The sequence below is a fragment of the Variovorax sp. Varisp46 genome, from assembly GCF_059491885.1.
In genome coordinates, this window is record NZ_CP168515.1 from 3,206,832 (window position 1) to 3,232,259 (window position 25,428).

Annotated in this window: 4 protein-coding genes; all 4 read right to left on the bottom strand. The window is 69.3% G+C overall.

Annotated features, from left to right (window positions below; translation table 11 throughout):
* Window positions 1-3 precede the first annotated feature (3 nt).
* The 4 genes from ACEN9N_RS15180 to ACEN9N_RS15195 are packed head-to-tail and all read right to left on the bottom strand — an operon-like array spanning window position 4 to window position 25,409.
* Window positions 4-8,979 (bottom strand): non-ribosomal peptide synthetase, encoded by an 8,976-nt coding sequence (locus ACEN9N_RS15180; protein ID WP_495653902.1) that lies wholly within the window; start codon window positions 8,977-8,979, stop codon window positions 4-6.
* The gene (locus tag ACEN9N_RS15185; RefSeq protein WP_495653903.1) at window positions 8,979-15,464 is read right to left on the bottom strand and encodes an amino acid adenylation domain-containing protein; all 6,486 of its coding nucleotides are present in this window, start codon (window positions 15,462-15,464) and stop codon (window positions 8,979-8,981) included. Before ACEN9N_RS15185 ends, ACEN9N_RS15180 begins: the two co-directional genes overlap by 1 nt.
* A gap of 10 nt (window positions 15,465-15,474) precedes the next feature.
* On the bottom strand, window positions 15,475-20,115 hold the full coding sequence (locus tag ACEN9N_RS15190; RefSeq protein ID WP_495653904.1) for a type I polyketide synthase: 4,641 nt from the start codon (window positions 20,113-20,115) through the stop codon (window positions 15,475-15,477).
* Window positions 20,115-25,409, bottom strand: coding sequence for an amino acid adenylation domain-containing protein (locus ACEN9N_RS15195; RefSeq protein WP_495653905.1), 5,295 nt, complete (start codon window positions 25,407-25,409; stop codon window positions 20,115-20,117). Before ACEN9N_RS15195 ends, ACEN9N_RS15190 begins: the two co-directional genes overlap by 1 nt.
* Window positions 25,410-25,428 lie beyond the last annotated feature (19 nt).

Sequence of the window (25,428 nt, forward strand, 5' to 3'; positions counted from 1 at the left end):
GCTTCAACCCTCGAACACGGCGGGTTGCCGAGCGGCCCCGGGAGCCTGCGCAAGCGCGGTGCGGTCGCACATCGCACCCATGGCGACCACGATCTTGCGCGGCCCCTCGTACGGGTCCCTCGCGTGTGCCGCGAGCATGTTGTCGAGCATCACCACGTCGCCCTGGCGCCAGTCGAAGCGCACGGCGCACGCTTCGTAGGCGCGGCCGACCACTGCCATGGTCTCGTCGTCGATCGGCGTGCCGTCGCCGTAGGTCACATGCCGCGGCAGGTACTCCAGGCCACCGGCCACGGCCAGCAGGTCTTCGCGCACGTCCGCCTCCAGGCAGCTCGCATGGTGCAGCTGGATCTGGTTGAAGAAGACGCGCTCGCCGGTGACGGGATGCGTGATCACCGCCGGGCAGCGGGTGCGGGTCTGCAGCGTGTCTTCGTCCAGCCAGCGCCAGGCGGTGCCGGCCAGCGCGAGGCGCGTCTCGACCTCGGCCTTGCTCTCGGTCTTGAAGAAGTCCTTCCAGCTCACGTCGAACCGGGGTACGAAGGTGCGCACGTACATCAGCTCCTTGCGCTCGAACTCGGCCACCATGCCGGCCGGCAGGAGGCGCAGCATCTCGCGGCAATCGACGATGGGCGTGGCGCCGCCCACGGGCGAAGGCAGCTCGCAGAAGAACCACTGCTTGCGCGGCCAGCGGTCGAGGTGCGAACTCTCGTTGTGATACAGGATCATCTGGCGCTCGGGGTACGGCGTCGAACGGTAGGTGTTGCGCCCACCCTCCTTCTTCGGAAGATCGCCGTAGCCGCCGTAGAGCTCGGGTTCGATCACTTCCGCGAAGGCCTCGAATTCCTGCGGCGTGCGCAGGCCGAAATTGCGCAGCAGGATGCCGCCGTGCTTGCCGAGGCTGGCCTCGATGTACGCGCCCTGCTCCCGGGCCCATGCCACCGCGTCGATGTCGCTGCCCGTGGCCTCGATGACCAGTGGGAAAGCCCGCTGGTCCGACAGGAAGGAGGTGCGCACGGGCGAGCGCGGTGCGACCTGGACGTTGCGATCCTTGGCGGTGAATTTCTTGAGCTTCTGCAGCTTGCCCGGCGCGGGCGAGGTAGACGGCATGGTGTTTCTTTCCGTGTTGGATGGAATGACGAAGCTCTCCAGCACGCCATTGGGTGCCGCGACGACCTGCCGCAGGAGATCGCGCCACGCCGTGGATGCGCGCTCGATGGTCTCGCGCAGGTACAGGCTGGAGGCGAAGGTCCACTCGGCCCGCAGGCCGCTTTCGTTCTCTCTCACGAACACCGCGAGATCGAACTTCGATGTCGTCCCGGGCCTCGGGATCGGCTCGATGACCACGCCGGGGATCTCGAAGCGTCCCTCGGGCATGTTCTGCATGACGAACAGCACCTGCACCAGCGGGCTGTGCTGGCGGCTGCGGGGCGCGCCGACCAGTTCGACGATCTGGTCGAAGGGCACGTCCTGGTGTTCGAAGGCCGACAGCGTGCTCTCCTTGACCCTCGAGAGCCACTGCACGAAAGGCAACGCGGGCGCGAGCCGGGAACGCAGCGGCACGACGCCGACGAAGAAGCCGATCAGCTCTTCGAGCGCCGGATGGTCGCGCCCTGCGACGTCGGTGCCGACCACCAGGTCGTCCGACGCGGCCTGCCGATGCAGCACGAGCAGGAAGGCCGACAGCAGCAGCACGTACAGCGAGGTCTTCTGCTCCCGCGCAAGGCCACGCAGCGCTTGCGCGAGCTCGTGCCCGATCTCGATGTCGACCGTGTCGCCCGCCGCTGACGCCACGGGAGGCCGGGCGTGATCGGGCCTGAGCGTGGACAGGGCGGGTGCGGCCTCGAGGTAGCTGCGCCAGAACGCGGCGTCCCGCGCAAGGTTCTGCGCGAGCTTGCGGTGATGCCAGTCGGCGTAGTCGGCGTACTGGATCGCGAGCGGCGCAAGGGGTGAGTCGCGCCCTTCCCGCAGCGCCGCGTATATGGCCATGAAGTCCTGGATGAAGACAGCTTCGGACCAGCCGTCGAACACGATGTGGTGCACGCACAGCATCAACACGTGTTCCTCGGGCTGCAGGCGCAGGACGGCTGCCGCGAAGGCCGGGCGGGTGGCCAGGTCGAACGCGGTGCCCGCGTGCGCGGCGAGCGCATCGCGCATCGCCCTCGCCTGCAATTCGGCCTGCAAGTGCGAAAGATCCGTCAGCGCAACGACGAGATCGCTTCCTGGCGCAATGCGCGCCACGGGATCGCCATCGTCGTTCTCGGGAAACCAGGTGCGCAGCACTTCGTGCCGTTGCACGACGGCGTCGAGCGTGGCGCGCACCAGGTCGACATCGAGCGCGCCCGACAAGCGCAGTGCCGCCGAAATGTTGTAGGCCGCGTGCTTGCCGTCCGATGCATCCGACAGCCGATTCACCAGCCACAGGCGCTGCTGCGCGGGCGAGAGCTTCATGTCGGCCACGCGCTCGACCGGTTGCAGCACCGGCGCGCGAGCGGACAAGGGGGCGTCGTGCCGCGTCTGCCGGGCGACATTCGCGAGGTCGCGAAGCACCGGGTGCTCGAATATCCTGCGCAGCGGCAGGTCGAATCCGCCGTCGACGCGCGCCCTCGACGCGAGTTGTGCCGCCAGCAGCGAATGCCCGCCGAGCTCGAAGAAACTGTCGTGCCGTCCCACGCGCGGCACGCCCAGCACCTCGGCCCAGATCGCGGCCAGCTTCTCTTCCACCGCGCCTTCGGGTGCCTCGTATGCCCGGTCGCTCGCGAACTCAACCTCCGGCAGCGCCTTGCGGTCGATCTTGCCGTTTCCGTTCAGGGGCAGGCGCTCGAGCACGACGATGGCGGCCGGCACCATGTAGTCGGGCAGTGCCGCGGCGAGGCGGTCGCGCAGCGTCGCCGCATCTGCCACCTGCCCTGCCTGCAGTGCGATGTAGGCGGCCAGCGATGCGCCGCCCGCGCTCTCGCGCGCCACCACCACGGCCTCGCGAACCTCGGGCTGCGCCAGCAACTGCGTCTCGATTTCGCCCAGTTCGATGCGGAAGCCCCGCACCTTCACCTGGTGGTCGATGCGGCCCAGGTACTCCAGCTGACCTTCGGGGTTCCACTTCACCAGGTCGCCCGTGCGGTACAGCCGCCGGCCGTCCTGCGCCGCGATGAAACGCTCGGACGTCAGGCCCGCGCGCCGGAAATAGCCGCGCGCCAGGCCGATGCCGCCCAGGAACAGCTCGCCCGGCACGCCCACGGGCGACGGGTTGAGGAAGCCGTCCAGCACGTGCAGTGTCGTGGCCGCGATCGGCCCGCCGATGCGGGGCCTGCCGCGAACCGCGGCCGCCGTCGACCAGATCGTGGTTTCGGTGGGGCCGTACATGTTCCAGAGCTCGACGCCGAGCGCCAGCAGGTCTTGCGCAAGGTCTTCCTGCAGCGCCTCGCCGCCGCACAGGCCCTTGAAGTTCGCGGCCTGGCCGCCGTTCCATCCGGCGGCCCGCAAGAGCCGCCAGCCCGCGGGCGTGGACTGGAGCACGGTGGCACCGCACTCGTCCATCAGTTCGCCGAGCGCACTTCCGTTTCGCACCACATCCCTCGGTGCCAGCACGAGGCGCGCGCCGCTGAGCAGCGGCAGGTACAGCTCCAGCGCGGCGATGTCGAACGACAGGGAGGTGACCGCGACCAGCACGTCGTCCTGCGTCATGCCCGGCGCCTCCTTCATGCTCAGCATGAAGTGGCTGAGCGACCTGTGCCGCACCATCACGCCCTTGGGCTTTCCCGTGGAGCCGGAGGTGTAGATGACGTAGGCCAGGTTCTCGCCTCCGAGCGCGACCTGCGGGGCGGCATCGGAGTGGCTGCCGGTGTCCAGCGTGTCCAGCGCCACCACCTGCAGCGCCTCGGCGCCCGGCACCAGGGCTCTCAGGTTGTCTTGCGTGAGCAGCAATCCGATGCCGCTGTCGGCCACCATGTAGGCGAGGCGGTCCACGGGATACTCCGGGTCGAGCGGCACGTACGCCCCGCCGGCCTTCAGGATCGCCAGGACCCCGACCACCATCTCGACGGAGCGCTCCACCGCGATGCCCACCTTCATCTCCGGCTTCACGCCAAGGGCAATCAGGCAATGCGCCAGGCGATTGGCCCGTGCCTCGAGCTCCGAATAGCTCAGCGCCTCGTCACCGAAGACCAGCGCTGTCGCGCCCGGCCTGAGCGCTGCCTGCCGCTCGATCAGCCGATGCACCGGCTCGTCCTGCGCATACCGCATGGGGTTTTCGCCCCATGCGGCAAGCTGGCGCCGTTCGTCGCCGGACATCACCTCGAGTTCGCAGGCCGGCCGCTCGGGCTGCGCCGACAGGCCCTGCACGACGGCCTCGACGGCCGCGGCCATCAGGCCGCACACGCGAGCGGCATCCACCGCCTCGTGAATCTGCGCGACCAGATGGAAGCCCTCGCCCAGGTCGTCCACCGACATCTCGATCGGGTAGTTGGTGCGCTCCCTGCTGCCCAGGACCTCCATGCCTTCCCACAGCGGGCCCTTCTCTTTCTCCTTGCCCTGCTGCGCGCCGTAGCGGTAGTTCAGCAGCGCCGTGAACAGCGGCATCCGCTGCGGCAGTGCGCTGCAGCGCTGCGCCAGCGACAGGCTGGCGTACTCGTGATGCATCAGTTCACTGAGCGCCGCGTGCGTCTGGCGCAGGCACGCCTGCACGCTTTGCGTTCCCAGCCGGATGCGCACGGGCAGCGTATTGATGAACATGCCCAGTGCCCGGTCGGCATTCGCACCGCCCTGCATGCGGCCGAACAGCACGGTGCCGAACACCACGTCGTCCCTGCCCGTGGTCTTGCCCAGCACCAGCGCCCAGGCCATGTGGAACAGCGCCGCGGCGCTCACGCCGCATCTCTGCGCCTGGCTCCTGACCTGCGATGCGAGCCGTGCATCCAGCGCGAGCGAGGCTTCCCGCACCCGGGTGCCGTCGCCTTGCACGTCGAGCAGGCCGAACGGTGCCGTCGGCTCCTCCACATCGGCGAGCATCTGGCTGAAGAAGGCCTCGTGCACGGCCTGGCCCAAGTCCAGCCTGGCCTGCCCGACAAAGTGGCGGAACGGTACGGGCGCGGGCAGCCCGGCGTTGCGCCCTTGCTGGATCAGCGCGATTTCCTCGACGATCAGCTCCAGCGTGGTGTGGTCCACCACCAGGTGATGGTTCGCCAGCTGAAGGAGCCAGCGGCCGTTGTCCACGTCATGGGCCGCAATGGCCCTCAGCATCGGTGCCTTGCGCACGTCGATGCGGTAGCGCGCCGGGTCGACGTGGGCATCGAGCCGCGCGGAAGCGCTCGCGCCGCCGGGCCCGGCATCGGCCAGCCACTGGAGTTCGAGCACGGCCTTGCGATGCACCACCTGCATCGGTTCGGGAAGGTCTTCCCACATCACGGCCGTTCGCAGGATGTCGTGGCGCGCGATCACTTCGTTGAAGCTGGCGACGAAATGCTCGAGCCTTCCGCGGCTTTCGAAACTCAGGCGGTTCAGCGTGATGTATGCGTCGCCCTCGGCCTGCAGTTGGTGGTGGAAGAGCATCCCCTCCTGCATCGGCACCAGCGGATAGATGTCCTGGATGTTGGCGGCCCCGCCCGGCACCGCCGCCTCGATGCGCGCGATCTGCCGTGCATCCAGGGTCGCCAGCGTCAGCATCTCCGGCTGGATCGCCCGGCAATCCGCCGGAATGCCGTTGGGAGGAACGGACAGCTCCTGCCGCGCAGGCTCCAGCACCAGCGCCTGCGCGAATGCGCCGAGCTGTGGCTGCTGGAACAGCGTGCGCACCTGCGTCGACCAGCCCTGGGCGCGCATGCGCTCCAGCAGCCTCAGCGCCAGCAGCGAATGGCCGCCGAGTTCGAAGAAGTTGTCGTTGCGGCCCACGCGCTGCACGCCCAACACATCGGCCCAGATGGCGGCCAGCTTTTCTTCCACCTCGCCCGCGGGCGCCTCGTAGGCGTGCTCGCTCGTGAACTCCGGCGCCGGCAGGGCCTTGCGGTCCACCTTGCCGTTGGCGTTCAGCGGCAGTGCGTCGAGCACCACCAGCGCGGCGGGCACCATGTAGTCGGGCAGCGCTTGGCCGAGCTTCTGCCGAAGCTGTGCCGTGTCGATGTCCTGCCCCGACACGTAACCCACGAGCCGCGTGCCCGTCGGGCCTTCGTTGGCGATGACCACCGCCTCTCGCACCTCTCGTTGTGCCAGCAACTGCGCCTCGATCTCCCCGAGCTCGATGCGGAAGCCCCGCACCTTCACCTGGTGGTCGATGCGGCCCAGGTACTCCAATTGGCCTTCGTTGTTCCACTTCACCAGGTCGCCGGTGCGATAAAGCCGCTCACCGCCGTCGCCTGCGATGAAGCGCTCAGCCGTCAGGCCTTCGCGGTTCAGGTAACCGCGCGCCAGCCCGGCCCCCGAGACATACAGCTCGCCGGCCACGCCCAGCGGCACCGGGTTGAGTTGCCCATCGAGCACGCGCAGTCCGAGGTCCGGGATGGCCACCCCGACCGGACTGCGCTGCCCCTCGAGGTCCGCCGCCGTGATCCGCCAGTAGGTCACATGCACCGTGGTCTCGGTGATGCCGTACATGTTGATCAGTTGCGGGCTGTCATCGCCATGGTGCTCGATCCACTGGCGCAGGCGCTGCGGGTCGAGCGCTTCGCCGCCGAAGATCACCACGCGCAGGGACAAATGCTCTTGGTAGGCCTGCGGCAGGCTGGTCAGCTGGCCAAAGGCCGAAGGCGTCTGGTTGAGCACGCTCACCTTCTGCACCTGCAGCAGCTGCAGGAAGTCCTCGGGCGAGCGGCTGACCCAGAACGGCACGACCACCAGCTTGCCCCCGGTGCACAGGGCCCCGAAGATCTCCCACACGGAGAAGTCGAAGGCGTAGGAGTGGAACATCGTCCACACGTCCTCGGGGCCGAAGCCGAACCAGGCATCGGTGGCATCGAGCAGCCGTGTCACGTTGCGGTGGCACAGCTGTGCGCCCTTGGGACGGCCGGTGGAGCCGGAGGTGTAGATGACGTAGGCGAGGTTCTCGCCGTGCAGGTCGAGCTGCGGATCGTGCGACGGTTCGCCGGACAGGTCGAGCGTGTCCAGGGCCAGCACCTGCAGCGCCTCGGTGCCCGGCATCTGCAGGTGGCTCTGCGTGAGCAGCAGCGCGATGCCGCTGTCGCGGACCATGTACGTCAGCCGATCTGCGGGGTACTCCGGGTCCAGCGGCACGTAGGCGCCGCCAGCCTTCAGGATCGCCAGGATGCCCACCACCATCTCGATGGAACGCTCCACCGCGATGCCCACCTTCGTCTCGGGCTTCACGCCCCGGGCGATCAGCCGGTGTGCAAGGCGGTTGGCCTGTGTGTTGAGTTCGCCGTAGCTCAGCGTTTGCTCGCCGAAGCACAGCGCGGGCGCTTCGGGGCGCGCACGCACTTGCCGTTCGATCAGCCGATGGATCGGCTCGCCCGCCTCGGCTGCCTGCCTGCACGCACCCCACGAGGCCAGTTGCGCACGCTCCGCCTCGCCCAGCAGCGCCACGTCGCCCACCGCCTGTCCGGGATGGTCCGCCAGGGCCTGCAGCACCGCCAGGTAGTGGCCCGCCATGCGCTCCATGGTCCGCGCCTCGAACAGCTCCGCCGCATAGCTGAACGTCGCATGCAGCCGACCGTCAGGGCTCTCGTCGGTGACCAGCATCAGATCGAACTGCGCGGCCTGCGCCCCCAGGCCATAGGGTTCCAGCGCAAGGCCCGGCAGCCCATCCAGTCCCGAGAAATCTCCGCGCTGATGATTGAACAACACCTGGAACAACGGCTGGATGCCCGGCACACGCTCCGGCTGCAGCGCCTCGACCAGTTGCTCGAACGGCAGGTCCTGATGCATCTGCGCACCCAGCGCCGCTTCGTGCGCCTGCGCCAGCACCTGCAGCAGGCTGGTGCGGCTGTCCACCAGCGCGCGCAGCACCTGCGTGTTGACGAAAAAGCCAACCACGCCTTCGGTCTCCATGCGATGGCGATTCGCGATCGGCACGCCCACGCGAATGTCTTCCTGGCCGCTGTAGCGGCCCAGCAGCACCTGGAAACCGGCCAGCAGCACCATGAACAGCGTGCCCTCCTGATGCCGGGCCCGCTTCTGCAGGCCCTGAACCAGCGACGCGGGCACTTCGAACCGGTGGGTGGCCGCACCGTACCGGCCATCGAGCCTGCGGGCGTAGTCGAGCGGCAGTTGCAGCACCGACTGCGTCCCGCCGAGCTGCGTCTTCCAGTAGGCGAGCTGGCGCTCCAGCTCGCCGGCCTCCAGCCAGTGCCGCTGCCACACTGCGTAGTCGGCATACTGGATCGGCATCGGCTGCAACACCACTGCTTCGTGCTGCACGCAAGCGCGGTACTGCGCCCCGAACTCGTCCACGATGATCTGCAGCGACCCGCCGTCCGAGACGATGTGGTGCATTACCAGCACCAGCACGTGCGTTTCGGGCGCCAGGCGGATCAGCGCCACCCTCATCAGCGGTCCCCGCGTCAGGTCGAAGGGCGTGTTGCCGATGCGCCGTGCCGCTTCGCGGGCCATGGCCTCGCGAGCGCCGGCGTCCGCCAGGCTCAGGTCCAGCAGCGAGAAGTCGAGTTGGCCGTCCTCGCGGATCACCTGCTCGGCGAGTCCGTCGGCATCGGCGCGAAACACCGTGCGCAACGATTCGTGGCGTGCCACCAATGCCTCGAAGCTGGTTCGCACCGCGTCCACGTCCAGCGCCCCCGTGAGCTTGAGCGCATCGCTCACGTGATAGGCCGTGCTCTGCGGATCGAGCTGCCACAGGAACCACTGGCGCAACTGCGCGTAGGAGACATGGCAGCGGTCCTGCGCGGCGTCTTCGCGCGGCAGGATGGGAAACTGATCGAGCGTCAGGCCCTTGGAACGGATGCCCTCGTACACCACGCGGCGCTGCTCGGCCGGCAACCGGGAGAAGCGCTCGGCGATGCGGCGGGCTGCGGTGGTTTCCATCAAACGGTCTCCATGCTGTCGATCAGCGAATCGATTTCTGAAAGGGCCTGGACCACGGGGCTGTCCCGGAGGGCCCCGGCGATCCGGGCAGCCATGGCAGCCAGGGTCGGGTACTGGAAGACGTCGCGGATGGTGAGTTCGCTGTGCATGGCGGCATGCAGGCGCGCCACGAGCCGCGCGGACAGCAGCGAATGGCCGCCGAGTTCGAAGAAGTTGTCGTTGCGGCCCACGCGCTGCACGCCCAACACATCGGCCCAGATGGCGGCCAGCTTTTCTTCCACCTCGCCCGCGGGCGCCTCGTAGGCGTGCTCGCTCGTGAACTCGGGTGCCGGCAGGGCCTTGCGGTCCACCTTGCCGTTCGTGTTCAGCGGCAGTGCGTCGAGCACCACCAGCGCGGCGGGCACCATGTAGTCGGGCAGCGCCTGGCCGAGCTTCTGCCGAAGCTGTGCCGTGTCGATGTCCTGCCCCGACACGTAACCCACGAGCCGCGTGCCCGTCGGGCCTTCGTTGGCGATGACCACCGCCTCTCGCACCTCCCGTTGTGCCAGCAACTGCGCCTCGATCTCCCCGAGCTCGATGCGGAAGCCCCGCACCTTCACCTGGTGGTCGATGCGACCCAGGTACTCCAATTGGCCTTCCGCGCTCCAACGCACGAGGTCGCCTGTGCGGTACAGGCGCTGTCCGCCTTCTGCCGCAATGAAGCGCTCGGCCGTCAGGCCTTCGCGGTTCAGGTAGCCGCGCGCCAGCCCGGCGCCCGAGACATACAGCTCGCCCGCCACGCCCACCGGCACCGGGTTGAGTTGCCCATCGAGTACGCGCATCCCCAGGTCGGGGATGGCGATGCCCACGGGACTGCGCTGCAGGCCCAGGTCCTTGGCGGTGATCCGCCGGTAGGTCACATGCACCGTGGTCTCGGTGATGCCGTACATGTTGATCAGTTGCGGACTGTCATCGCCATGGTGCTCGATCCACTGGCGCAGGCGCTGCGGGTCGAGCGCTTCGCCGCCGAAGATCACCACGCGCAGGGACAAATGCTCTTGGTAGGCCTGCGGCAGGCTGGTCAGCTGGCCGAAGGCCGAAGGCGTCTGGTTGAGTACCGTGATGCGCTCCCTGCTCAACAACTGCAGGAAGTCCTCGGGCGAGCGGCTGACCCAGAACGGCACGACCACCAGCTTGCCCCCGGTGCACAGGGCCCCGAAGATCTCCCACACGGAGAAGTCGAAGGCGTAGGAGTGGAACATCGTCCACACGTCCTCGGGGCCGAAGCCGAACCAGGCATCGGTGGCATCGAGCAGCCGTGTCACGTTGCGGTGGCACAGCTGTGCGCCCTTGGGACGGCCGGTGGAGCCGGAGGTGTAGATGACGTAGGCGAGGTTCTCGCCGTGCAGGTCGAGCTGCGGATCGTGCGACGGTTCGCCGGACAGGTCGAGCGTGTCCAGGGCCAGCACCTGCAGCGCCTCGGTGCCCGGCATCTGCAGGTGGCTCTGCGTGAGCAGCAGCGCGATGCCGCTGTCGCGGACCATGTACGTCAGCCGATCTGCGGGGTACTCCGGGTCCAGCGGCACGTAGGCGCCGCCAGCCTTCAGGATCGCCAGGATGCCCACCACCATCTCGATGGAGCGTTCCACCGCGATGCCCACCTTGGTCTCGGGCTTCACGCCCCGGGCGATCAGCCGGTGTGCAAGGCGGTTGGCCTGTGTGTTGAGTTCGCCGTAGCTCAGCGTTTGCTCGCCGAAGCACAGCGCGGGCGCTTCGGGGCGCGCACGCACTTGCCGTTCGATCAGCCGATGGATCGGCTCGCCCGCCTCGGCTGCCTGCCTGCACGCACCCCACGAGGCCAGTTGCGCACGCTCCGCCTCGCCCAGCAGCGCCACGTCGCCCACCGTCTGCTCGGGGTGGTCGGCAAAGGCGTTCAGCACGGCGAGGTAATGGTCCGCCATGCGCTCCATGCTCCGCGGCTCGAACAATTCCGCTGCATAGCGCAGGCTCGCCCGCACGCGGCCATCGGCGTCCTCTGTGGTTTCCAGCGTCAGTTCGAACTGCGCCGCCTGCACCCCCAGGTCGCACTCGGTCAACGTCAGGCCGGGCATGCCCTGCAGCGCAGCAGCGTCACCCCGCTGATGGTTGAACAGCACCTGGAACAGCGGGTTCGCGCCAGGAACTCGTTCCGGCTGCAGCGCTTCCACCAGTTGCTCGAAAGGCAAGTCCTGATGCGCCTGCGCGCCGAGGGCCGCGTCTTTCGCGCGGGCCAGCACCTGCGACAGGCTTTCGCGGCCGTCCAGCACGTTGCGCAGCACCTGCGTGTTGACGAAGAAGCCGATGACGTTCTCGGTCTCCGCCCGGTGCCGGTTGGCAATGGGCACGCCCACGCAAATGTCCGGCTCGCCGGTGTAGCGGTTCAGCAGTACCTGGAAGCCTGCAAGCAGGCCCATGAAAAGCGTCGCGCCCTGGGCCTGCAAGCGCTTGTGCAGCTTGCGAACCAGATCGTTCGGCAGTTCGAAGCCGTGCCGTACCGCGGTGTAGCGGCCATCCGCGTTGCGTGCGCGGTCGGTAGGCAGTTGCAGCACGGGCTGACCGGTGCCGAGGTGCTGCTTCCAGTACGCCAGCTGGCGATCCCGCTCGCCGGCCTCCAGCCAGTCGCGCTGCCATGCGGCGTAGTCGGCGTACTGGATCGGCAGTGGCGGCAGTGCTGCGGTCGCGCCTTGCATGTGCGCGCCGTACTGGGCGACGAACTCGTCGACCACGACCTGCATCGACCAGCCGTCGGACACGATGTGGTGCATCACCACGACGAGCATGTGTTCCTCGGGCGCCAGACGGATCAGGCCAACACGCAGCAGCGGGCCTTCAGCCAGGTCGAAGGGCGTGTGGCTCAGGCGCGAGGCTTCTTCGTTGCTGCGCGCTTCGCGCTCTTGCTCGTTGCACAGCGCCGAGAGATCGACCACAGCGATGTCGAGCGGAGCGGCTTCGCGGATCACCTGCTCGGCCAGGCCTTGCGCGTCGACGCGGAACACGGTGCGCAGCGACTCGTGGCGCTGCACCAGCGCGTCGAAGCTCGCGCGCACGGCGCTCACGTCAAGCGAGCCCGCCAGCTTCAGCGCGCCGCTGATGTGGTACGCCGTGCTCTGTGGGTCGAGCTGCCACAGGAACCATTGGCGCATCTGCGCATGGGACAGCGCCAGCACGCCGGCACGCTGCGCCGCCGTCAGCACGGGGATCGCTTGCGTTTCCGAAGGCTGGCCGCCCTGCACGGCGCGTGCGATGCGAGACAGGCTCTGGTGTTCGAACACCTGACGTGGGTTCAGCGGCACGCCGGCCCTGGCCGCGCGCGCGGTCACCTTGAGGCTCAGGATGGAATCGCCGCCGAGCTCGAAGAAGTTGTCATGGCGGCCGACCTTCTCGACCTGCAGGACTTCAGCCCAGATGGCTGCGAGGGCCTGTTCGACTTCGCCTTCGGGCGCTTCGTACGCCCTGTCGCTGCTGAACTCGGGCACAGGCAGCGCCTTGCGGTCCACCTTGCCGTTGGCGTTCAGCGGCAGTGCATCGAGCACCATCAGCACGCTGGGCACCATGTAGTCGGGCAACGCTTCACCCAGGCGCTCGCGCAGCGCCGCCGTGTCGATGCCTTGGCCCGATACGTAAGCGACCAGCCTGGCACCCGAGGGGCCTTCGTTCGCGACGATCACCGCCTCCCTCACCTCGGGCTGCGCCTGCAGCTGCGCCTCGATCTCCCCCAGCTCGATGCGGAAGCCCCGCACCTTCACCTGGTGGTCGATGCGCCCCAGGTACTCCAGCTGCCCTTCGTTGCTCCAGCGCACCAGGTCGCCGGTGCGGTACAGCCGGCTGCCGTTGTCGGTGGCAATGAAGCGCTCGGCCGTCAGGCCGGCTCGCCTCAGGTAACCCCGTGCAAGGTGGATGCCGCCCAGGTACAGCTCGCCGGCCACACCGGCCGGGACTTCGTTCAGGCTCGCATCCAGCACATGCGCCTGCGTGTCGCTGATCGGCCGTCCGATCGGCACCTGCGTGCTGCCATCGTCGCGGCACGTCCACTGGGTGACGTGGATGGTGGTCTCGGTCGGGCCGTACAGGTTCTGCAGCGTGGCGCCGCCCAGGCGCTGCAGCGCTTCCTTCTGCGTGGCCGCGGGCATCGCTTCGCCACCGCAGATGATGTGCTTCAACTTGGTCGTCGCCTCGATGCCCTCGTAGGCCAGGAAGGCCTGCAGCATCGAGGGCACGAAGTTCAGCGTCGTGATCTGGTGCTTCCGGACCAGTTCGACCAGGCGCACCGGGTCGCGGTGGTCGCCGGGGTTGGCGATGACCAGCCGGGCGCCCGCGGTCAGCGGCCAGAACATCTCCCAGACGGACACGTCGAAGCCGAACGGGGCCTTGTGCAGCACGGTGTCTGCACCTTCGAGCGTGTAGAACGCCTGCATCCAGGCCATGCAGCTGAAGAGCGCCGCGTGGCGGATGGCGGCGCCCTTGGGGCGGCCGGTGGAGCCGGAGGTGTAGATGACGTAGGCGAGGTGTTCGCCGTGAAGGGCGATCTGCGGATCGGCGTCGGACTCCGAAGAGGTATCGAGCGTGTCGAGTTCGAGCACCTGGAGGGCTTCGGTGCCAGGGATGAGGCTGCGCAGGTGGCGCTGGGTGAGCAGCAGCGAGAGGCCGCTGTCCCCGACCATGTAGGCCAGGCGCTCTGCGGGGTACTCAGGATCGAGTGGAACGTAGGCACCCCCCGCCTTCAGCACCGCGAGGATGCCCACCATCATCTCGGTGGAGCGCTCCGCGCACAGGCCCACCAACGTGTCCTGCCGTACACCCGAGGCGATCAGGCGATGGGCCAGCCGGTTCGCACGCGCATTGAGTTCCGAGTAACTCAGCGCCTCGTCGCCGAAGACCAGCGCGGGGGCCGAGGGCTTCAGCCTCGCATGCGCTTCGATCTGCCGATGCACGGGCCGTGCGCCTTCGTGGCGGTGCTTGTTCCCGCTCCACGCCGCCAGCTGTGCGCGCTCCGCCGCACCCACCAGCGGCACGTCGCCCACCGCCAGTTCGCGCCGCCAGGCCAGCGCATGCAGCACCGCCACATAGTGCCCAGCCATCCGCTCGACCGTCTCACGGTCGAACAACTGCGCCGCATAAAGGAAGCTCGCCTCGACCCGCCCGTCCTCGAACTCCAGCGTCTGCAGCGTCAGTTCGAACTGCGCGTCTTCTTCCTCGAAGTCCAGCCGCTCGACCGACACGCCCGGCCACTCGGCCAGCGAACGGTGGTCGCGCCGCACATGGTTGAACATCACCTGGAACAGCGGGTTCGCGCTCAGGCTGCGTTCGGGCCTCAGCGCACCGACCAGCTGTTCGAACGGCAGGTCCTGGTGGGTCTGCGCGCCGATGGCCGTGTCGCGCGTCTGCACCAGCAGCTGCGCCAGCGTCGTCCTCGCATCGATCTGCGAACGCAGCACCTGCGTGTTGACGAAGAAGCCCACCACGCCCGCCGTGTCCGCGCGGTTGCGGTTGGCAATGGGCACGCCCACGCGCGCATCGGTCTGCCCGGTGTGCCGGAACAGCAATGCGTTGAAGCCCGCGAGCAGGGCCATGAACAGCGTCGCGCCTTCGGACGCCGCGGATTGGCGCAGGCGGTCAAGCGTGTCGCCGGGCAAGGCGACGGTGACGCGCGCCGAGCCGTAGCGGCCGTCGGCGTTGCGCGGTCGATCGGTTTGCAGCGAGATCACCGGCTGCCCGGTGCCCAGCTGGTCGCGCCACCAGACGAGCTGCCGTTCGCCCTCGCCGCCGTCGAGCCACTGGTTCTGCCACACGGCGTAGTCGGCGTACTGGACGGGCAGCGCAGGCAGCACCGCGGCCTGGCCGTGCACGCGCGCGGCATACAGCGCGGCCAGTTCGTCGAGCGTGAGCTGCACCGACCACCCGTCCGACACGATGTGGTGCATCACCACCAGCAAGCGATGCGTTCGCGCATCCGTCTTCAGCAGCGCGGCGCGCATCAGCGGGCCGCGCGCGAGGTCGAAGGGCTCGGCGCGAATGCGGTGCTCCTCGCGCCGGATCGCGGCGTCGCGCGCGTCGGCGTCGAGCGTGCTCAGGTCGATGCAGGGCAACGCGACCTCCACCGCTTCCCGGATGACCTGCTCGGCCTCGCCATCGCCCGCCTCGCGGAACACGGTGCGCAGCGACTCGTGGCGGTCGACCAGCGCCTGCAAGCTCGCGCGCAGGGCGTCGGTGTCGAGCTGCCCGCAGAGCACGAGGCCGCCACTCAGGTGGTAGGCCGTGCGGGCCGGGTCCAGCTTCCACAGGAACCACTGCCTGCGCTGGGCGAAGGACAGCGGCGCGCGGCCGCGGTGCGGGCGCGGGGGGATGGCGCTCGTGCCGGTCTGCTGCAGCATGCCGGCGCTTGCGCCGCGCAATCGTTCCTTCAGCCTGGCGCGCTGTTCCGCGCTCAGGCTGGCGCGACGCTCGGAGATGTCGTGGAGTTCGGGCATGGCGGGTTCTTCAGGCGGTGGCGGGCAGGCGATCCGTGGCCGCGGCGACGGCATCGGCCAAGTCGGCGTTCTCGATCTCTTCGATCAGACGGGTTTCGACCAGCAGGGCCAGGTCGGCGATGGTGGGCGCCTTGAAGAAGGCGGCCGGATGCAGTTCGATGTCGTAGGCCTTGCGCACGCGCGCCAGGATCTGGATGGCCAGCAGCGAGTCGCCGCCCAGCTCGAACAGGTTGTCGTTCACGCCGACGGCGGTGATGCCCAGCATGTCCTGCCACACGGCGGCCAGGCCGGTTTCGAGATCGCCCCCGGGCGCGACATAGGGCGTGTCGAGCGCGGGGCGGGGGTGGTTGCGGCGCGTGGCGCGCGCAGCGTGAGCCAGGGGGCTGTTCTCGATCAGCGCCAGCATGCCGCTGTCGAGTTCGCCGAGCCGCTGCGCGAGGTCGGTCGTCGAGATCACGACCTGCGCATGCGCCGGGCCGTTGACGATGCGCTCCAGCGCCAGCGCGCCTTCGGGGCCGTCCATGCCCACGCCCTCCGGCAGCACCATGCCCGCGGCCATGCCCAGGTCGCGCCAGGCGTCCCAATTGACCGAGAAGACCGCGTGGCCGGCGCTGCGCCGCGCCTGTGCGGCCAGTGCGTCGAGGTAGGCGTTGGCGGCGGCGTAGTCGCTCATGCCCAGGCCGCCGGCCATGCTGGAGATCGATGAACAGAAGAGCACGAAGTCGAGCGGCTCGCCGCGCACGGCCTCCAGCAGGATTTGCGTGCCGCGCAGCTTGGGCGCGAACACGGCCTCGATCATGGCGCGCGTGCGCTGGCTGATCATGCCGCTGCTGGCATGGCCCGCCGCGTGGATCACGCCGTGGATGGCGCCGAAGCGCTGCCGGGCCTGCGCGGCCGCGGCCTGCATCTGCGCGGCATCGGCCACGTCCGCCGACAGCACGAGCACTTCGCCGCCCAGGGCTTCGAGTTCGAGCAGCTGCAGCAGCTTCTGGCGAAGGGCCGCTGGCTGCTCGGGCGAGGCCGCGAGCGACTTCCAGGCGGCGCGCTCGGGCAGCGGCGAGCGGCCGAGCAGCACCAGCCTGGCCTGCCACGACCTGGCGAGGTGCCGCGCCACCGACAGGCCCACGCCGCCCAAGCCACCGGTGATCAGGTAGACGCCGTGCGTGCGCAGGCGCTGTTGCGGCCCGGCCCCCTGCGCCGGCAGCGCCAGCGGCTCGTAGCCCTTGACCCAGCGGTGCGGCCCGCGATAGGCCACGAGCGGCTCGTCGCGCGCGGCAGGCGCGTCCGCCGCGAGCTGCGCCACCAGCCATGCCTCGGCCTGGCTGCCGGACACGGGCAGCACCACGTCGACGACGCGGCAGCCGATGTGCGGATACTCCTGCCCGATCACCTTGGCGAGGCTGAACAGCGTGGCCTTCTCGGGACACAGCGGCTCCAGGCCCGACACGTCTTCCATCCGGTTGGTGACGACCTGCAGCAACAGCTTGCGCTCGCGCCCGCCCGCCGTGCTGTCCAGCGCCTGCGCCAGGGCCAGCAGGCTGAAGAAGCCGCGCTCCAGCAACTCGCTCGACGAGGAAGGCGCAGCGAACTCGCCATCCACGCCCCACAGGTGATGGATGTTCGACACCGGGCCGATCCCGCCCTGCACCTTGCGCAGCAGCTGCTCGTGGTCGGCGCGCTCGCCAGGGCGCACGGCGTAGTGGCGCGGGCCGATCTCGACGAAGCCCGGGCCCTGCTCCACGCACACGACGGGATGCGCATCGGCGCTTTCGCGCAGATGGCGGACCAGCTGGCCGGCAAGGCCGCCCGCCTCGCCGAAGACCAGCGTGCAGGTGCCGGCCGGTGCGGGGCTGCGCACGGCGTGCAGCGGTTCGGTGCGCTTCCAGGTCGGCACGTGGAACGCGTCGGCCGCCGGATTCGAAAGCCTGGAGTTGGCGCTGCCCTCGAAGGTGCCTGCCTCCACCCAGTACGACTGGCGCTGGAACGGGTAGCTCGGCAGCGGCACCTGGCGGCGCGGCTGGCCCGCGCGGCAGGCGGCCCAGTCGATCTCGACGCCGGCGCACCAGAGCGCACCGGTCACGCTGGCCAGCTGCCGCTCGTTGCGGGCCTGTTGCTGCGGATGCGCCTGACTCGACCAGATGCCCACGGCCGAATCGGCTTGCGGATGCTGTCGCGCCAGGCCGGCCAGCGTTTCGCCAGGCCCCACCTCGAGCACGACGCGCCCCTTCACGCGCAGCAGTGCGGCCAGCCCGTGGGCGAAGCGCACCGTGCCGCGCAGATGGCGGCCCCAGTAGGCCGGGTCGGTGGCCTGCGCGGCGGTGATCGGTTCGCCCGTGACGTTGGAGATGAACGGAATGCGCGGCGCATGGCGCGGCACCGAGGCAATCACCTTCTGCAGCTCGGCCACGATCGACTCGGTCATGGCCGAATGCGACGCGATGGCGACATGCAGGCGGCGCGGCAGGAGGCCGCTTGCGAGCAGTTGCTTCTCGACCGCCTCGATGGCCTGCAGCGGCCCCGAAAGAACGCAGAGCTGCTCGCCGTTGACCGCGGCGATGTCGCAGCCGGCGCCGATGAACGGCTTCAGCCCGGCTTCGCTCAGCGCGATGGCCGTCATCGCCCCGGCGGGCATCGACTGCATGAGGCGACCGCGCGCGGCGACGATGCGCAGCGCGTCTTCGAGGCTGAACACGCCGGCCAGGCAGGCGGCTACGTACTCGCCGAGGCTGTGGCCCAGCATCACGGCGGGCCGCACGCCCCGCGCCATCCATGCGCGGGCCATCGCGTACTCGACGATGAACAGCGCCGGCTGCGTGTACTCGATGCACGAGAGCTTCTCGTCGGCCGCGGCCTCCGCACCGGCTGCGGGGTACAGCAGCTGGCGCAGGTCCACCCCCATGGCGTCGTTCAGCAAGGCGCAGCAGCGGTCGACCTCGCCACGGAACACCGGGTCGTCGCGGTACAGCGCGGCACCCATGTTCGCGTGCTGCGTGCCTCCGCCGGGGAACAGGAAGGCGAGCTCGGGCGCATTGGCCGGCGCGCGCATCACCTGCTCGAAACCGCCCTCGGGCGAGAGCAGCGCCTGCGCGCCCATCGCATGGCCGTTGGCGACGATGGCGGCGCGCAGCGGCATCGCGCGGCGGCCGCTTTGCAGCGTGTGCGCGATATCCGCGAGCGATTGATCGGCGGATGCCTCGAGATGAGCGCCCAGTCGCTGGCCGGCCTCCTGCAGCGCGGCGGCATTCTGCGCCGACAGCGGCAGCACCTGCCAGCCGGAAGAGCTTTCGGCAGGCTTCGCGGCCGGCGCCTCTTCGAGCACCACGTGCACGTTGGTGCCGCCGATGCCGAACGAGCTCACGCCGGCACGGCGTGGCGCAGGGCCGGGGGGCCAGGGCTTCGTCGCGGCGTTGACGTAGAACGGACTGGCCGCGAAATCGATCTGCGGATTCGGACGCTCGAAGTGCAGGCTGGCCGGCAGTGTGCGGTGCTTCAACGCCATCACCGCCTTGATGAGGCCGGTGACGCCGGCGGCCGCATCGAGGTGGCCGATGTTGGTTTTCACGGAGCCGACGGCGCAGTAGTTCGTGCGGCCGGAGGCGGCCTGGAAGGCCTGCGTCAGCGCGGCCATCTCGATCGGGTCGCCGAGCACCGTGCCCGTGCCATGCGCCTCGACATAGCCTACCGATGCGGCGCTCACACCCGCGATCAGCTGCGCCGCGCGGATGACCTCGGCCTGGCCGTTCACGCTGGGAGCGGTGAAGCCGACCTTGTCGGCGCCGTCGTTGTTGGCGGCGCTGCCCTTGATGACGGCGTGGATGGTGTCGCCGTCGCGCAGCGCGTCGTCCAGGCGCTTGAGCACCACGATGCCCGCGCCGCTGCCGATCACCGTGCCGGCGGCCTTCTCGTCGAAGGCGCGGCAGTGGCCGTCGGGCGAGAGGATGGCGCCCTCCTGGTAGAGGTAGCCGCCGTCCTGCAGCAGATTGAGCCACACGCCGCCGGCCAGCGCCACGTCGCAGTCATAGCCCAGCAGCGCCTGACAGGCGGTGTGCACCGCGACCAGCGATGTCGAGCACGCGGTCTGCACCGTCACGGCGGGGCCGTGCAGGTCGAGCTTGTAGGCCACGCGGGTGCACAGCGAGCCGCCGGAGTTGCCGCTCATGAGGCCCAGCAGGTCGGCGATGCCGCGGCCGTCGCCCAGGCCGAATGCGGGCAACAGGTGCCGCATCAGGTACAGGTTGGGGCCTTCGCCCGCATACACGCCGACCTTGCCCGGCCAGCGCTGCGCGTCGCAGCCTGCGTGCTCGAGCGCGGCCCATGCACATTCCAGGAAGATGCGCTGCTGCGGGTCGAGGTACTCGGCCTCGCGCGGCGAGCAGCCGAAGAAGCCTGCGTCGAACTGGTCGAAACCCTTGAACCGGGTGCCTGACTTCACATAGGCCGGGTCGTCGAGCAGTTCCTGCGGGACGCCTTGCGCGCGCAGCTGCTCGTCGGTGAAGCTGTCCACGGACTCCACGCCGTCGCGGATGTTGCGCCAGAGCGCATCGACATCGTCGGCACCGGGGAAGCGGCCCGCCATGCCGACGATGGCGATCTCGATGCCGGTCGCACCGGGTTGTTCGGGTTGGTCCGGCTGTTCGTCGAGGGTGTGCATCAGTTGACTCTTTCCGCGGATTGGCGGCGTTGAAGCAAGGCGGCGCGCTGGCGCAATGCGCGGTCGTCGCCGGCCCTGGGCGAGGACGCGGGTGCAGCAGCACCACGTGCCATCCACCGGGCCAGCGAATCGACCGTGGGGTACTTGAAAAGATGAACCAGCGGGACCGTGGTGCGCAGCCTGTCTTCGAGCAGGCGGTGCACACGGACCAGCAGCAGCGAGTGCCCGCCGAGGTCGAAAAAGTTATCGTGGATGCCGACCTTCTCGACCTGCAGGACTTCGGCCCAGATGGCTGCGAGGGCCTGTTCGACTTCGCCTTCGGGCGCTTCGTACGCCCTGTCGCTGGTGAACTCGGGCGCAGGCAGCGCCTTGCGGTCCACCTTGCCGTTGGCGTTCAGCGGCAGTGCATCGAGCACCATCAGCACGCTGGGCACCATGTAGTCGGGCAACGCTTCACCCAGGCGCTCGCGCAGCGCCGCCGTGTCGATGCCTTGGCCCGATACGTAAGCGACCAGCCTGGCACCCGAGGGGCCTTCGTTCGCGACGATCACCGCCTCCCTCACCTCGGGCTGCGCCTGCAGCTGCGCCTCGATCTCCCCCAGCTCGATGCGGAAGCCCCGCACCTTCACCTGGTGGTCGATGCGCCCCAGGTACTCCAGCTGCCCTTCGTTGCTCCAGCGCACCAGGTCGCCGGTGCGGTACAGCCGGCTGCCGTTGTCGGTGGCAATGAAGCGCTCGGCCGTCAGGCCGGCTCGCCTCAGGTAACCCCGTGCAAGGTGGATGCCGCCCAGGTACAGCTCGCCGGCCACACCGGCCGGGACTTCGTTCAGGCTCGCATCCAGCACATGCGCCTGCGTGTCGCTGATCGGCCGTCCGATCGGCACCTGCGTGCTGCCATCGTCGCGGCACGTCCACTGGGTGACGTGGATGGTGGTCTCGGTCGGGCCGTACAGGTTCTGCAGCGTGGCGCCGCCCAGGCGCTGCAGCGCTTCCTTCTGCGTGGCCGCGGGCATCGCTTCGCCACCGCAGATGATGTGCTTCAACTTGGTCGTCGCCTCGATGCCCTCGTAGGCCAGGAAGGCCTGCAGCATCGAGGGCACGAAGTTCAGCGTCGTGATCTGGTGCTTCCGGACCAGTTCGACCAGGCGCACCGGGTCGCGGTGGTCGCCGGGGTTGGCGATGACCAGCCGGGCGCCCGCGGTCAGCGGCCAGAACATCTCCCAGACGGACACGTCGAAGCCGAACGGGGCCTTGTGCAGCACGGTGTCTGCACCTTCGAGCGTGTAGAACGCCTGCATCCAGGCCATGCAGCTGAAGAGCGCCGCGTGGCGGATGGCGGCGCCCTTGGGGCGGCCGGTGGAGCCGGAGGTGTAGATGACGTAGGCGAGGTGTTCGCCGTGAAGGGCGATCTGCGGATCGGCGTCGGACTCCGAAGAGGTATCGAGCGTGTCGAGTTCGAGCACCTGGAGGGCTTCGGTGCCAGGGATGAGGCTGCGCAGGTGGCGCTGGGTGAGCAGCAGCGAGAGGCCGCTGTCCCCGACCATGTAGGCCAGGCGCTCTGCGGGGTACTCAGGATCGAGTGGAACGTAGGCACCCCCCGCCTTCAGCACCGCGAGGATGCCCACCATCATCTCGGTGGAGCGCTCCGCGCACAGGCCCACCAACGTGTCCTGCCGTACACCCGAGGCGATCAGGCGATGGGCCAGCCGGTTCGCACGCGCATTGAGTTCCGAGTAACTCAGCGCCTCGTCGCCGAAGACCAGCGCGGGGGCCGAGGGCTTCAGCCTCGCATGCGCTTCGATCTGCCGATGCACGGGCCGTGCGCCTTCGTGGCGGTGCTTGTTCCCGCTCCACGCCGCCAGCTGTGCGCGCTCCGCCGCACCCACCAGCGGCACGTCGCCCACCGCCAGTTCCCGCCGCCAGGCCAGCGCATGCAGCACCGCCACATAGTGCCCAGCCATCCGCTCGACCGTCTCACGGTCGAACAACTGCGCAGCGTAGACAAAGCCCAGCGTCAACTTGCCATCGGGCGTCTCGCGCGCTTCGAGCACCAGCTCGAATTGCGCCTCTCCATCGGGCAGTGCGTAGTGCGCCACTTCGAGCCCCGGCAATTGCGCCAGCGCCCGGTAGTCTTCGGCCAGGTGATTGAACATCACCTGGAACAGCGGGCTCTGGCCCAGGCTGCGCTGCGGCTGCAGCACCTCGACCAGTTGCTCGAAAGGCAGGTCCTGGTGCGTCTGCGCGCCCAGCACCGCCTCCCGGGCCTGCGCGACGACCTGCGACAGGCGCATGCGCGCGCCGATCTGGTTGCGCAGCACCAGCGTGTTGACGAAGAAGCCGATGACGCTTTCGGCCTCGACCCTGCTGCGGTTGGCCACCGGCGCGCCGACGCGGATGTCCTCGAGCCCGGTGTAGCGATGCAGCAGCGCCTGGAACCCGGCCAGCAGCACCATGAAGAGCGTCGCGCCTTCGGACGCCGCGGATTGGCGCAGGCCGGCCAGCAGCGCGGCGGGCACATCGACTCTGTGCCGCGCTGCGCTGTAGCCGACCTGCGCGGTGCGAGGACGGTCGGTCGGCAATGCCAGCACAGGGTGCTCGTCGCCGAGCTGCTCGCGCCACCAGGCCAACTGCCGTTCGGCTTCACCAGCGGCCAGCCAGCCGCGCTGCCACACGGCATGGTCCACGTACTGGACGCGCGCGCCGGCACGGCGCTGCGTATCGCCCTGCAGCCGCGCGGCGTAGCCGGCCGCGAGTTCGTCGAGCAGCACCTGCATCGACGCGCTGTCCGAAATGATGTGATGCATCACCACCACGAGCAGATGCGACGTGTCCGACAGGCGCACCAGCGCCACGCGCAGCAGCGGCCCCTGCGTCAGGTCGAAGGGCGTGGCGTGAAGGCGCCTCGCTTCCCCGGCGGCGCGCGCTTCGCGTTCGCCGGGCGAGAGGTGGCGCAGGTCGACAAGGCTCAACAACGGCTCCCACGACGGACTGATCAGCTGTTCGGCTGAGCCGTCCGCGCCGGCGAGGAACACCGTGCGCAGCGACTCATGGCGCGCAGCGATGTCTTCGAATGCAGCATGCATCGCGGCGGCGTCCAGCGCGCCCGACAGGCGAAGCGCACCGCTCATGTGGTACGCGGTGCTTTGCGGCGAGAGCCTCCACAGGAACCACTGGCGTTCCTGCGCATGCGACAGCGGCAATGGCTGAAGCCGGCGCTCGGCGGACAGCGGTTCGATGGCCGCGCCGGGCGCAGCAGAGACCGGGTTCGCATTGCGGCTGTGCACTGCATCCGCACAGGCGTTCAGCCGGGGCTGTTCGAACAGGTCACGGATGCCGAACTCGATGTTCCAGCGCCGCGCGATGCGCGCGGCCGCCTGCACCGCCGCGAGCGAATTGCCGCCCGAAGTGAAGAAGTGAGCGTCGTGCGCCAGCGTGCGCCCTTCGGGCCACCTGAGCACTTCGCGCCAGATGGCCGCCACCGCCTGCGCGACATCGTCGAGCACCGGTGCCTCGGCCGGCACCGGCGCACCGCTGCCGCCGAGCGTGAAGGCCCCATGCTCGTGGATCGCGTAGGCATCGAGGCTGCGCGCCGCGAGCCCCGCGCGGCACGCCTGGCGCTGGAGCTTGCCGCTGGAGGTCTTGGGCAGCGCGCCGGGGTTCAGCAGCACCACGGCGGCCGGCGCTTCGCCGAACACCTCGCTCACGGCGGCGCCAAGCGCCTCGACGAGCACATCTGGCGCCACCAGCTTCTGCATGCTGCGCGACACCTCGGCCGCCACGCCGATGCCCTCGCCTTGCGGCCCCGCGACCGCGAACGCGGCGACGCGGCCCTTGCGCACGGCCTCGACCTCGGCTTCGATGGTGCGCTCGATGTCCTGCGGGTAGATGTTGTGGCCGCGGACGATGATCAAGTCCTTGATGCGGCCCGTGACGTAGAGCTGCCCGTCGTGCTGGAAGCCGAGGTCGCCGGTGCGCAGCCAGCGCCGGCCTTCATGCTCGGCGAAGGTCTCGCCGGTTTCGGCGGGCTTGCCCCAGTAGCCGGCGCAGATGCTCGCTCCGCTGGCCCAGATCTCGCCGACGCGGCCCGTGCCGAGCGCGGCCAGCGAGGCGGTGTCGGTGATGCGCACCTGGTGGCCTTCAGGCGCGGCGCCGCAGCCGACCAGCAGGGTGCCTTCCGCGCTCTCGACGCCCTCGCCTCTTGCGAGCGCGCTGCTTGAGAAGCTGCGCGCGACCAATCCACCGCCGCGTTGTCCACCTGTGACGAACAGGGTCGCCTCGGCCAGGCCGTAGCAGGGGTACGCCGCGCGGGGGTTGAAGCCCACGGGCGCGAACCGCTCGATGAATTCGGCTTCGGTGTCGGCGCGCACGGGCTCGGCGCCGGTGTAGGCCACGCGCCAGCTCGACAGGTCGAGGCCCGCGAGCCGCGATCCCTTCACGCGGTCGAGGCACAGGCGGTAGGCGAAGTCGGGGCCGCCGCTCAGCGTGGCGCGGTGGCGCGAGATGAGTTCGAGCCAGCGCACCGGGCTTTCGAGGAAATAGCGCGGCGAGGTCAGCACGAGCGGAATGCCGCTGTAGAGCGGCTGCATGAGGCCGCCGATCAGGCCCATGTCGTGATACAGCGGCGCCCACGACACGAACTTGTCGTCCGGCCCGATGCCCATGCCCTCGCGGATGGCGCGCTCGTTGGCCATGAGGTTGCCGTGCGTCACGATCACGCCCTTGGGCGCGGAGGTCGAGCCCGAGGTGTATTGCAGGAATGCGGGGTCGTCCTGCGCCGGCGAGAACGGGGTCCATGCGTCGGCGAGATCGTTGTCCACCGCGTCCACGGCGATCATCGACGCCTGCGCGAACGACTCTGCGGCACGCCCCATTGCAGCCTGCATCGCCGACGAGGTGAGGATGCAGCGGGCCTGCGAATCGTCCGCAATGCCCGCGAGGCGCGCGAGATGCTGGGGCCGCATGGATTCAGGCGGAAACACGGGCACGGCGATCACACCGGCATAGAAGCACGCCAGCATGCTCACGGCGTAGTGGTCGTCGTTGTCCAGCATGACGAGGGCGCGGTCGCCCTTCGAAAACTGCTGTTGCAGGCGCGCCGCCAGCGCACGCACGCGCGTCTCGAAGACTGCGTAGCTGAAGGGCTTCTCGAAGCAGGCGCCGTTCGCTTCTCCGGCCACCGTGAGCCAGACGTCGTCGGGCCGCGCCCGCGCCAATGCCCGCAGGTGTTCCACGAAGTTCGCGGATTCGGGGTGCCCCTGGTTCGGTGCCACCGCGGTTGTCGTTGTGCGTGCCATCTCGCTCACTCCAGATAGT

Bases quoted from the DNA above. Each gene is read 5' to 3' on its own strand.
- ACEN9N_RS15185 (WP_495653903.1), bottom strand. From the start codon at position 15,464: ATGCCCGAACTCCACGACATCTCCGAGCGTCGCGCCAGCCTGAGCGCG.
- ACEN9N_RS15180 (WP_495653902.1), bottom strand. From the start codon at position 8,979: ATGGAAACCACCGCAGCCCGCCGCATCGCCGAGCGCTTCTCCCGGTTG.
- ACEN9N_RS15190 (WP_495653904.1), bottom strand. From the start codon at position 20,115: ATGCACACCCTCGACGAACAGCCGGACCAACCCGAACAACCCGGTGCG.
- ACEN9N_RS15195 (WP_495653905.1), bottom strand. From the start codon at position 25,409: ATGGCACGCACAACGACAACCGCGGTGGCACCGAACCAGGGGCACCCC.